This is a genomic window from Imperialibacter sp. EC-SDR9 (genome assembly GCF_902498805.1).
Classification (GTDB): Bacteria; Bacteroidota; Bacteroidia; order Cytophagales; family Cyclobacteriaceae; genus Imperialibacter.
In genome coordinates, this window is record NZ_LR701637.1 from 397,991 (window position 1) to 410,546 (window position 12,556).

The following is a 12,556-nucleotide window of genomic DNA, read 5'->3' on the forward strand; positions in this document are numbered from 1 at the left end:
TTTTTAAGATAGCACCAACCTTTTATTTCCAATTGTGTCATTGATGGTGTTATGAGAAAACGAAGATATTTTTTGATTTTATTGGGACTGGTTGTAGGGATGGTTTGCTTTTTAACCTCATTTGAGTCTAAACCGTCAGCTGGGCGTAATGCTTCTGTTGTTAGCTATTACCTCCGCTGAGACTGATTCTCGTTTTTTGATCACCATCAATCTTTGTGGTTCGCCTTTGTGGCGAACTGCAAAGAACGGGTGGTGCATGTGATTCCTCCCACAAATGTTAAAAATTGCTAAAAAGGTACGAGTGGCATCGCTTTTGATTGTTATAAGGTTGTACTAAACAATTAGAAGCTATGAAGAAGTTGAAGAATTTAGCGGTGCTTGGATTGTTGATCTTAGTAGTACCGGCTTATAGCCAAACGGCTGATGACAATGAGAAACTTTCCAAAGCAGATAGAAAAGAACTTAAACAGTTAGAGAGGGATCAGGAAATGACTGAGCTCAAGGAAGTAGTGAAAGAGCGGTCGTTCCTTATAGACGCCGATTTCCTCCTTGACAGACAAAGCCGACAGTATATGGCCACGGCCAATAATTTTGTATCCATTGAGGGAGACAGAGTTATTATGCAAACGGCTTCTCCCTATGGCATAGGCTATAACGGCATTGGTGGCGTCACTTTTGTTGGTCGAATACTAGACTATAAGGTCAACGAGAGTAAAAACGGCAACAACTTATTCGTCACCATTCAAACGAGCTCCGTTGGCTATGGTAACGGCACCATATTTATAACCATTCGGGGCAAGGAAAACGCTGTGGCTCGATTTTATGGGCCCTGGGGAAGAAGTCTTGCCTTTTCGGGAGATGTGGAGCGCCATGGCGAGTCGTTTAAATACAAAGGTATGAGTGTCCCCATGTAGCACTTGCAAAACCACAGGCAGAAAGGCCCGTTGCTTAGCAGCGGGCCTTTTTATTTTATTGAAAATTTAGGAGTATCTTAGATGCTGAATGAGGTCGAAACAGCATCAGTAGTTTTTTGAGGATTTCGGTTATCATTGGTGAGCTTTAGCAATATTATTTCTAACCTGAGCTATTATGAGAAAACTTATTACCACTGTCCAACTGGCAGTTTCCCTGACGATTATTGTTTCTATCGTCAGCTGTGGCGACAAAGATGAGGAACCTTCAGCGTCCCTGGAGTTTGATGGAAGTTATAATGGGATTTTTTCGATGCAAGGGGTTCAAATTGGCACCTGGACTATGCTGGTCAACACGGGGCAGGCCAGCGGCTCTTTCGATTATATCACGGGAAGTACAACTTACACAGGAACGGTTTACGAAGGTGGCAAGCTTGAAGTAAACATCACTTACGACGACGGATCTACCACAGAGACGGTCATCACTATTAAAGAGGACGGTGCAGTATCGGGAACCTGGGCAAACTCCGATGTGGAGTTTGGGGAACTTTCCGGAGCAATAGAGGTGACAAGCTTTGACGGCAGCTACAACGGGATTGCTTTTTCTGACGATATGTATTCCGCTTCCTGGTCGCTGACTATCAGCAAGGGAAAGGCAACAGGCGCTTACAGTGGAGGAGACGGCAACGGCCTGATATCTGGATATGTTGATAGCGAGGGAAAATTATCAATCGGCTCTGCCTTTGCCACAGGAACTGTGCTGACTGCGCAGGGCAGTATTGCGGATGGCAACGTCACGGTAATTTGGTTCGATACAACACAAGAAACGGGTACAGCCCTTGGTGCTATTGCCACTGGCGCTTTTGACAATGACTATAAAGGAACGGCACAAGGCGGCGGTGTCGTAATTGGTACCTGGACTTTGAATATTGCAGGCGGCAAGGCAATGGGCATTTATAATGGCAGCGATGATTCATCGGCGATTAATGGCTTTGCCAACGAGGATGGCGACATTTATCTGGGCATCAACCAGGGCGACGGAGATGTGGTGACTGTCACTGGCACCATCGAAGGTGGGGATATCGCTGGCTCATGGACCGATTCTGACGGACGAAGTGGAACGTTCGTAGGCGGCATCTAATACCTGAGGATTGTTGGTTAACCCAAACCAACCGATTCAGCATTTACGTTAAGTTTATTCTGAAGGCTACAAAGTCGACTGCATGCCAGCCGACTTTGCTGTATTTTGCCCGGGCTGCGCCTTTTGTGTAAGGCTGCTTTCAAAAGTTTTGAATAAGGTGAAAATTGGTCAAAATAATATTGACCCCATGAGACCAATCTACATTGTTGTCCTTTTGCTTGCTCTTTCATTTTCCGCAGCCACCGCCCAGTCTTCCCTTTCCATTCCCCAGATTATGCAGGGGCAAGATTTCACGGGCTACTGGCCGTCCAGCCCATGGTGGTCAGAAGACGGTAAGACAATCTACTTCGACTGGAATCCTGACAAGAATCCGAGCGATTCACTTTATAAGTTTGTTGTAGGCTCCGGCGCCCCACTGAAGGTGTCTCCCTCGGAGAGACGGGCTCTTCCGACCAGACGAGGCACGTACAATAAGGAAATGACCAAAAAGCTGTACGAAAAAGGTGGGGACATATTTGTTCTGGATCTGAAGAGTGGAGCAACTACTCAGGTGACTAATACAGCAGGCAGGGAGTCGGATGCTTATTTTGGCCCGGATGAAAAGACCATCCATTTTACCTTCGATAACAACCTGCTCTCCTGGGACATTTCAACGGGCGTTGTCACCCAACTTACCAACTTTAAAGAGGGCTCTGTAAAGAAGCCCAAAAAACTATCGGAACAAGATGAATGGCTAAAAAATGATCAGCTGGGGCTTTCGCAGATTGTGAAGCAGCGCCATGAGGAAGATGAACTGGAAAAGGAAATCCGAAAGGCAGATCAACCAGGCAGACCAAAGGAAATTTACCTTGAGGGCAAAAGTGTGTCGGGTATTCAAATGAGTCCCGATGGTAAAATCATTTCTTATGTGCTCTTTAAATCGGCGGACAATACGCACAATACCATGGTGCCTGAGTTTGTAGCTGAATCAGGCTACACGGAACCAATCAATACGAGAACAAAAGTGGGCTCCGAGTTATCGAAAAGGGAAGTTTGGATGTTTACGCCTGCCACAGGAAAGGTGATGCAGGTGAAAACCAATGATTTACCGGGGATCAAAGACAAGCCCGATTTTTACGCCGACTATCCAAAGCTTGATACGATGAAGGCTTTCGAGAGAGAAGTGTTCAGCTTTGGCCCTTTCTGGTCTGATGACGGGTCGAAGGCCATTATGGTGTATCGCTCGGTCGACAACAAAGACAGGTGGATCACCCTGTTGAACCCTGAGGACGGATCGAATACATTATTGGATAGGCAAAGGGATGAGGCCTGGGTAGGCGGCCCCGGCGTGGGTTGGTCAATGTATTCTCCTGGTGACATTGGCTGGTTGCCTGACAACAAAAGGATTTGGTTTCAGTCGGAAGAAACTGGGTTCTCACATTTGTACGTACTGGATGTAGATAGCAAAAGCAAAAAGGCTTTAACGGCTGGAGAATATGAGGTGTACGATGTAAGCTTATCCAAAGACAAGAAGTCGTGGTATTTCAGCAGCAATGAGGGAGACTTCGGACAAAGGCACTTTTACAAATTGCCGTTGGAGGGAGGTAAGGCCGTGAAAATTACATCACAGGTCGGAAGCAACGATGTCACGTTGTCGCCGGACGAGAGGAACCTGGCCATTTTGTATTCAACAGCCAACAAGCCCTGGGAGTTGTTCCTGATGCCGAACAAACCGGGGGCAGCGATGAAGAAAATTACCTCTTCAACTACGCCCGAATTTGATGCTTATAGCTGGAGAACACCCGAGTTCACTACTTTCACAGCCAGGGATGGTACTGAAGTGCCGGCGAGGCTTTATAAACCGGCTAATCCCACACCGAACGGCCCGGCGGTTGTTTTTGTGCACGGAGCTGGCTACCTGCAGAATGCGCACAAATGGTGGAGCAGCTATTACCGTGAGTACATGTTCCACAACTTCCTGGTAGACAATGGCTACACAGTACTGGACATCGACTACAGAGCAAGCGCAGGCTACGGCCGTGACTGGCGAACTGCCATCTATCGGTTTATGGGGGGTTGGGACTTGTCCGACAATGTGGATGGAGCCAAGTTCCTGGTAGAGAAACACAGCGTGAGCAAGGACAAGATTGGCGTTTATGGCGGTTCCTATGGAGGCTTTATTACGCTGATGGCATTATTTACCGAGCCCGATGTTTTTGCGGCTGGTGCCGGCCTGCGGTCTGTTACCGACTGGGCTCATTATAACCACGGCTATACGTCTAATATCCTGAACACACCTGTGCTGGATAGCATTGCCTATCGCAAGTCGTCGCCGATTTATTATGCAGAAAACCTGAAAAAGCCTTTGCTCATTGCCCATGGCATGGTCGACACCAACGTTCACTTTCAGGATGTCGTTCGACTGTCGCAAAGGTTGATTGAGTTAGGCAAAAAGGATTGGGAAATGGCGTTGTATCCGGTGGAGAATCACGGCTTTGTGGAGGCTTCCAGCTGGGCCGATGAGTATCGAAGAATTTTCGAGCTATTTGAGAAAAACCTGAAAAAGTAGTTTTTCAGAAGGGAAAAATAATGGGGATCAGGATGCTGGCTACTATCCAGAACACCAGGGAAAGTGGCCAGCCTACCTTAAAGTAGTCGGTAAACTTGTAGCCACCTGCACTGTACACCATGGTATTGGTTTGGTAGCCCACCGGAGTCATGAAGCTGGCCGATGCAGCAAAGGTGACGGCCATTAAGAAAGGCGTGGGGCTCAGGTCAAGCGACTGCGCCGTTACGATGGCAATAGGTGCTAAAAGTGCTGCGGTGGCATTGTTGGACATCATTTCCGTTAGCAGTGCGGTAACCAGATAAAGACCCGACACGATGGCAATTGGCCCAAATTCTCCCAGCGAATCAATGAGCGAGCCAGCAATGATGGCAGCGAGGCCACTTTTTTGCATGGCCACTCCAAGGCTTAGGGCTCCAGCCAGCAGAAAGACCACTTTCCATTCAATGGCCTGGTACACCTCCTTCATCGTGATCGATTTAGAGACCACAAGTATGGCGGTGCCCGCAATCGCTCCAATCATTATATTAACGAGATTAAAAGCTGCCAGAAACACAATGGCGCCAATAATTGTCAGCACAAAAAGGAACCGTTTCTTTTTAAAGTCCATCACACCCTCTTCTGAAAGAATAAGGAAGGGGCTTTCGTGATGAGTCTCTTGTTTTTTGAGCTCAGTCAGGTGGTGGGTTTTTATTTCTGCAAGGATAACGTCTCCAGCCTTTAACGCTACCTCATGCAAGTGTTCGTGGAGCACCTCTTCACGATGGCGAATCGCCAGGGGAACAGCACGGTAGCTTCGCCGAAAGTCGATTTCCCTAAGAGTTTTTCCCTCAAAACTAGATTGAGAAGTAATGACCAGCTCTACCAGTGTCATACCCTGGTTGTTGAGGGCTTCTTCACCAATACTTACAGCAGATTGCGATTGAATTTTTACCAGGTCTTTGAGCCCTTTGATCTTTTCAACATTGCACCGAACTTTCAGTACGTCGCCGGAGAGCAGCACCATATCGCCGGGAGGCAGCCCATATTTTTGTCCATTACGTCGAACTTCTAGGATATCCATTTCCAGTTCCTTGACAATCGGGCTATCCATGATGCGCTGACCTGTGAAGGCCCCATCTTCTTTTAACTCAATTTCTGTAAGGAAGTCCCGGAAAGAAACACTGCTTTTGAATCCTTCGGCCACCGATCGGTCGGGAAGAAGTTTTATCCCAATGAAAGCGATATACAACGTGCCAATCACAAGAAAGATCAGACCAAGGGGAGACATTTCGAACATACCAAACTCGGGCAGTCCGTTTTTCATCGCCACACCTGATACGACAATATTGGTAGACGTACCTATTAGGGAGCAAACGCCACCAAAGATGGAAGCGAAGGAGATTGGAATGAGCAGCTTGGAGGGACTTATATTGCTGGTGTGGGCGATCTGCACGGCAACGGGGATAAATACCGCCACTACTGGCGTATTGTTGACAAAAGCCGAAGTGAACCCGACAAAGAGCACGAGGCTGATCATCCCAAAAAGGTAATTCGATTTGAACAGGCCGGCAAGCTTGGGCGTCATTAGCTGAAGCGCACCTGTCTTCAGCAGAGCGGCACTGAGAACAAACATGAAAGCCACGGTAATGGTGGCGGGATTGGCAAAGCCGGCTACACCTTCCTCAGGGCTGATAATACCCAGAAGAACCAGTGAAGACAATATGAGTAGCGCAACAACGTCGATTGAGAAGAATTCCGTGACGAATAGCAGCACTGCCACTACTATCACGCCCAATACCAACCATGCATCTAGCCCCATATTTTCCGAATAAGCGGGCAAATATTATAAAATCTATAAACTATACCAAATTAGTAGACTTTTGGGTAAAGAAAAAAAATCACTTTTGAACCGATTCCTTTCCGATGATGGAAGCCAGGGTGTTTTGCTTCAGTATCTGAACGGTCTCATTTCTAACAGCCATAAATACATCTCTGATACCACAAGTTTCTTCGTCTTTACACTCCTCGCAGCGTTCATAATATTTGTAAGTGACGCAGGGAAGTAGCGCAATAGGGCCGTCAAGCAAACGCATAACATCAGCCACATTCACTTCTTCGGGGGGTTTAATGAGGTAGTACCCACCGCCTTTGCCCTTTTTACTGGCTAGTATGCCTGCATTTTTCAGATCAAGAAGAATAGCCTCAAGAAACTTTTGAGGGATGTTTTCCTGCTCGGAGATATAACTAATTAGCACCGGCCCTTGCTCGAATTTTTTGGCCAGGTGAACCAGCGCATTGAGTGCATACTTGGTTTTTTTTGAAATCATTAACAGCGACTGAGTTGAGAGCGTGACAAATATAACTATATAAATAGAACCCGAAGAAAATGGTGTGTGGGATTCCATTCCTAAAAAATTTGTTGGTGCCGTTGAGATACTTCTATAGCTTCTCAAAAAATATTCCATGAAGAGAAGAATCGTTTTGCTGCTGCTGCTGGTTTTGAGTTTTGGAAGCGGATTTTTTGTCGCTTCGAAGCACCCGTTTTCCAGGAAGGACATAGGCTCGGCACAAAAACTTATCGGCTTGCAACTTAGCAAGGGCGATGTCGACACTATGTTCAGCTATCTGGAAAGGAACCTGACGGGTTATGAAGCGATGAGAAACCTTCGGTTGCCCGAGACAGTTGTGCCGCCACTCCTTTTTACCACCAATTATCAGGAGGGCTCGAAAGAACAGCACAAAAAAATTGATTGGTCTGTAGAAACCAACCCAAACGCAGTTTCTAATGAAGAGCTGGCTTTTTTAAGTGTCGAGCAACTGGCCGCGCTAATCAAAGCAAAAAAGGTTTCTTCAGTTGAGCTGACTCAGTTGTTTCTCGATAGGATTAAGCAATACGACCCGACATTGCTGGCAGTGATAACCGTAACCGAGGAGCTTGCTTTGGCCCAGGCTCGAAAAATGGATGAAGAGCTTGAGGAAGGTAAATACCGGGGCCCGTTGCATGGTATACCCTACGGCATCAAGGATTTGTTTGCGGTGCAGGGTTACCCCACCACCTGGGGTTCAAAGCCGTACGAGCATCAGGTACTGGATTACAATGCTACCGTCGTAACAAAGCTTGAGGAGGCTGGGGCTGTGCTGGCGGCAAAGCTCACATCAGGCGCTCTTGCCCGTGGCGACGTTTGGTTTGGCGGGCAAACGAAAAGTCCCTGGGATACCACCCAGGGAGCCAGCGGCTCCTCGGCTGGAGTGGGATCAGCCGTGGCTGCGGGGCTTGTGCCATTTGGTATCGGCACGGAAACACTTGGCTCTATCGTCAGCCCGTCGTCCCGCTGTGGTGTGACTGGCCTGCGGCCCACTTTTGGAAGGGTGAGCCGATACGGTTGCATGAGCCTGAGCTGGAGCATGGACAAGCCTGGGCCAATTGCAAAAACGGCCATGGACTGCGCCTTAGTGTTAGAGGCCATTATGGGACCTGACAACCTCGATCTTACAGTCGACGACGTCCAGCTTTTACACCCAGCGGCGCTCTCGGCCAAATCGCTACGAGTGGGCTACTTAAAGGGCATGATGAAAAACGACAGCACGGAGCTTGGAAAAAACGCCATTGCCATACTCGATAGACTAATGGAAGCAGGTTATGAAATGCATGAGATTGAATTGCCTGCGGAGGATTCAATTCCCTACAGCGCTTTTGACGTGATTCTCAGAGCCGAGGCAGGGGCTTTTTTCGACGACCTCGTGAGAAGCCATGATGTTGATAAAATGGTAGAGCAGACGGGCGGCTCCAGAGCTAACTCACTGAGACAATCAAGGTTTATACCAGCCGTGGAATACCTTCAGGCGAATAGGCACAGGCAGGTGTTGATGGATAAGATGGATGAGACACTTGCGGGAATTGACATTTTAATTTCGCCCACATTCAGTCGCCAGTTGCTGATAACAAATCTTACCGGGCACCCGGCGTTGGCTTTTCCAACTGGCTTCGATGACAAGAAGAGACCGACAAGCCTTACCCTGGTTGGTCATTTATTTGAGGAGGACAAGCTGGTTGCCTTTGGGTCAGAAATTCAGGGGTTGACGGATTTTCACCTTCAGCATCCGCCTATGTTCAAATAAAAACCCATCTGCCGCAGACAGAAGGGTTCGCAATTTCGGATAAGGAATATTTCTTATTCGCCGACCATTATAAATGCTCCCCAGAAATAAGGCTCTGGATATTTTTCCTTCAACGACTTTTGCGCATTAATAAAGGAGGCATGTTTATCTCCTGTCTTTAGCCAATTTTCATAAAAGTGAGTCATGAGCTCTTGCGTGGCGTCGTCATCCACCGTCCACATCGACATGATCATGCTTTTGGCACCGGCCACTCTGAACGCCCTTTGAAGCCCGTAGACGCCTTCTCCATTTTGCACCTCGCCCAACCCCGTTTCGCACGCAGACAGCACCACCAACTCAGTACCATCAAGGTTGAGGTTCATCGCTTCGTAGGCGGTCAGAATCCCGTCATCTTCTGTCATTTCGCCGGTTGCCAGAAAACTATTGGCCCCCGCAAACACGAGTCCTGACTTAAGAAGTGGATTCTCAATATACTTAGTGTCAATGGCCTCCTCCGGCTTTGGGTCTTCAAGAAAGAAGCCGTGTGTGGCTACGTGCAAGGTGCGAGGATAGCGGACATCTTTGAGCGACGTCTCAATGGCATTGTCACCAATCACAATTTCCGATGATGTTTTACTTGATGTATAGAGTGCATTAATTTTTTCCACCTCCACTTTTGTTCCGGGAAGAAGGGCCAATAGGTCGTCGCTGTTTATATAACGGTTAAGGTTTCCTCTGATTCCTCTTGGAAGCCCCCTGGAAGCCCCCCTTGTTAATCCACGGCTAACAGCTTCTTCGCCATCTGTGCCTCTCGACCCCCGTGTTCCACGTGTGCCTCTGGTTCCCCGCACACCCCTACTATCTGCACCGCCTTCAGCGGCATCCGCAACGACGCTGGAAGCAATGGCTTCTTCAGCTTTGATGTCTTCGAAGGCACCTTTGTTGTAGTTGGGGTACCCTATGAGCACCGCTTTGCCGTCCTTAGTTTGAAAGGCTGAGACTTTTCTTTCCTCCACCAGGTCTTTGGTGTTGGTTACTACTTGAATCTCTATTTCGTCGAGAGTGTAATTGCCAGTGTCAGGGTTTCGCAAGGTGTAGATGCTGATTTGATTAAAGGCTCCATCAGGAGACAAATACACCTTTTTGACGCCTTCTAGTTTGTTAGCGATGGGCTTCCAAAATAGCCCGTATGAAAAGTCTTCTTCAATTTTGTAGCGAATGGCGTTTCTATAGTTGGCCAGGTAGCGGTCTTCCATTTGGTTGCCGTTTCTTATGATTACCAAATCAGGGTTGTCCTTTGTGTCGTTGCGAACAACTAACGCCGCATAGTATATATTGTCAGTGAAAATGCCGCTTGAGTCAGGCTTGAATTCTCTAAAACGGATAATTTCTACGGCCGCTTCTCCAGGTTTAAGCTTGTCTCGTACATTTTGCCAGGTGTAGTCTTTTTTCACAAAGGTATTGGAGAAGGCAGCCGAAGCTGTACTTAATTCCCTTTCCAGGGCGTTAGCAATGCTGGACAGGGAGTCAATTTTTCGATTTCTGATGTCTAGCTCCTCATCATTGGAAGAGTATAATTTGGCAATCTTTTCCTTTTGGCTTATCCAATCCTGGTATTTGTTGATGACGACAGTGTCACCGCTGTTAAGGATGCTTTCACGCACTTTGTTGGTGGCATACAGAATTAATCCCTTCGTAGCCAGCTGAATATTGTACATATCGCCAATAAGGGCTGGGTTGTCTTTGAACCTGTCAATGGCAAAAGAATTAAACTCTTCAAAGGCAGTTCTTAACTTGGTATAGTAGAACGTAGCTTTTTCGTCTTCGCTAAGGATGGGGAAATAGCCGTTGATCTGGGTGAAGAAGTTGTCAAACGTCTCTTTGTAGAAGGCTTCGGCACCTTTTGAGTCTTTTTGAGCCCACTTGAGGATGGCTAGCTTATTCGTCGTTTCTGCGTATTTTGGGTGAGTGGTACCCAAAGCTCTCTTCCTTATTCTTAAAGATTCGCTGTAATACTTATCGGCCTCGCTATAGTTTTCTCGTTTGAACTGAAGATTACCCATGTTGTGTACACTATTGGCGTAGTCTGGGTGACCTTCTCCTAACACGGCTTTATCAGTGGCCAGCACTTCGGTCATTGTGCTGAGAGCTTTTTCCAGCTGGCCGTCGTTGATATACGCAAGTGCCAGGTTGGCTTGGGTGTAGGAGTAGTCGAAGCTTTCAGTACCCATGGCGTCACCAATGATGCGTGACGCTTCTTCATACGCTTCAATAGACTGAGCATGATTGCCCATATAGTTATAAACAGACCCAAGGGCGTCGAGGGAATAGGCATACAAAGGAGACTCCGTCCCATACAGTGTTGAATCTATTTTTAGCGCTTGCGTGAAGTAATCTACGGCATCGTCGTAAAGCCCCATCCTGAATTTAACGGTACCTGTATAGTTATAAATAAGACTTTTTACCTGCTCGTTTTCTCCCTGAAGCCTGTTTAGAATTGAGTTGGCCGTTGTAAGCGTTTCTTCAGCTTCTGAATAGCGGCCTGCCGACTGATAGAGATAACTTAAGCTACTTAATGCAACAACATAATCAAGCGAGGCGCTTCCAACACTATTTTCCAGCAACTCCAGCGCTTGCTCGAAAGTCCTCTCCGATTTCGAATACTCTCCCGTTGCCGTGTATAAAATGGCGAGGTTAGTGACGATCGAAGGATAATTGGGATTGTCACGATCAATTTCTCTCATTAATTTTCTGAGCGTGGTTTCGCTGTCTTTGTAGCGCCCCATGCTCTTGTAGAGGTCAGCGAGGTTTTTCACAGTCCTTGCGTATTCCTCGCTTTTATTACCGTAGGTCTTTTTGTCTTCCTCTGCCAGCTCTAAAAACAGCCTTTCCGACTCCTGGTAGTCGCCAAGCCCCATGGCATAGAAAGCCAGGTTGAACAACAACCCCCCATAATTGTATTCTGATTTATCCTGAATAGATTGTCGTAGCGCATATTCCTTTTTGTAGTAAGCATAGGCCTTCATGGGGTCGCCCTCCACATCGTATGACTCACCCAGCATAGAGTAAACAAAGGCCGTGAGAGTATCTTTTTTAGGCTCGGAAAATTTCAGAAGATCAGCTTCGAGGTCAAGAATAGTGGCATAGTCGTAATCGTCATAAGCTTTCTTTGCCTTCTCAAAGCTTTTTTTGAATGGCTTACTGTCAAACTTATACTGGGCTGACGCAGGTAGAAATGATAATCCCAGAAAAAAAATCAGCAAGCTTTTAATAAAAAACAAAATGGGGGTCTTCATGAACCGACAGATTTAGGTTGATTGCTTTAACTGAACAAGTTACAACATAGAAATATAATAATCCCAGAAAGAAATTGTATTTCTCTAATTCCTCTGTGTTAAAATGTAATTCTAAGCTTCCGATGGATGAATTTGTTGTTTGGTCTAACACAGCCGACGGAACCGTTAAAAATATTTTACTAGAATTATACACATCTGTTTAGCTTAAGTTAAATTTTGACATTATGTTTATGAACGAAGCGTAATAGGACTTCCACTGCTATTGTGTCGTTCGAACTATTCGATGTTGCCAGCTGCCTTGTTATAAAGACGTTTTTTGCCCATTTTTCATACCGAAAGTAGGCTGACGTCGACATTTCCTACACTTATAATTTTTGTTTTTGGGCGTGCTATGTCACCGTTGAAATCTCTTTGTCCTCGTATCAAAATACTGATATGAGCTTGCAATCTTATATCTTCTTTTTCACCGGTCTTTGCTCAGCAGCCTTTTCTGTCGATCAGGTGAGAGCCATTTGCATGTCTGAAAATATGGTTCACCTTCGTTTTTCTACCACCCATGATGCCACTACCCATACTAACTAAA

8 protein-coding genes are annotated in these 12,556 nt (G+C 46.7%); 5 read left to right on the plus strand and 3 right to left on the minus strand.

The window, feature by feature from the left end; translation table 11 throughout:
* Nucleotides 1-350: 350 nt before the first annotated feature.
* From GC130_RS27095 to GC130_RS27105, 3 genes are all read left to right on the plus strand, one after another.
* A complete protein-coding gene (locus GC130_RS27095; RefSeq protein ID WP_152001502.1) occupies nucleotides 351-914 on the plus strand; it encodes a DUF4251 domain-containing protein in 564 nt (187 codons plus the stop codon).
* Between the two features lie 175 nt (nucleotides 915-1,089).
* Nucleotides 1,090-2,052, plus strand: coding sequence for a hypothetical protein (locus tag GC130_RS27100; protein ID WP_152001503.1), 963 nt, complete (start codon nucleotides 1,090-1,092; stop codon nucleotides 2,050-2,052).
* Nucleotides 2,053-2,239: 187 nt separating this feature from the next.
* Entirely contained in the window at nucleotides 2,240-4,600 is a 2,361-nt protein-coding gene (locus tag GC130_RS27105) for a prolyl oligopeptidase family serine peptidase (RefSeq protein WP_152001504.1), read from the plus strand.
* A 4-nt stretch (nucleotides 4,601-4,604) separates the two neighbouring features.
* Here GC130_RS27105 and GC130_RS27110 read toward each other — a convergent pair whose 3' ends face one another.
* The gene (locus GC130_RS27110; RefSeq protein ID WP_152001505.1) at nucleotides 4,605-6,398 is read right to left on the minus strand and encodes an SLC13 family permease; all 1,794 of its coding nucleotides are present in this window, start codon (nucleotides 6,396-6,398) and stop codon (nucleotides 4,605-4,607) included.
* 79 nt (nucleotides 6,399-6,477) lie between these two features.
* Complete coding sequence (locus GC130_RS27115; protein ID WP_152001506.1) at nucleotides 6,478-6,906, minus strand: Rrf2 family transcriptional regulator; 429 nt, start codon at nucleotides 6,904-6,906, stop codon at nucleotides 6,478-6,480.
* 136 nt (nucleotides 6,907-7,042) lie between these two features.
* Here GC130_RS27115 and GC130_RS27120 point away from each other — a divergent pair, with 136 nt between their 5' ends.
* Nucleotides 7,043-8,698 (plus strand): amidase, encoded by a 1,656-nt coding sequence (locus GC130_RS27120; protein ID WP_152001507.1) that lies wholly within the window; start codon nucleotides 7,043-7,045, stop codon nucleotides 8,696-8,698.
* A gap of 53 nt (nucleotides 8,699-8,751) precedes the next feature.
* Here GC130_RS27120 and GC130_RS27125 read toward each other — a convergent pair whose 3' ends face one another.
* Nucleotides 8,752-11,973: a CHAT domain-containing protein gene (locus tag GC130_RS27125; RefSeq protein ID WP_152001508.1), complete on the minus strand. Its 3,222-nt coding sequence runs from the start codon at nucleotides 11,971-11,973 to the stop codon at nucleotides 8,752-8,754.
* A gap of 435 nt (nucleotides 11,974-12,408) precedes the next feature.
* Here GC130_RS27125 and GC130_RS28770 point away from each other — a divergent pair, with 435 nt between their 5' ends.
* Complete coding sequence (locus tag GC130_RS28770) at nucleotides 12,409-12,555, plus strand: hypothetical protein (RefSeq protein ID WP_193218036.1); 147 nt, start codon at nucleotides 12,409-12,411, stop codon at nucleotides 12,553-12,555.
* Nucleotide 12,556: the final 1 nt, after the last annotated feature.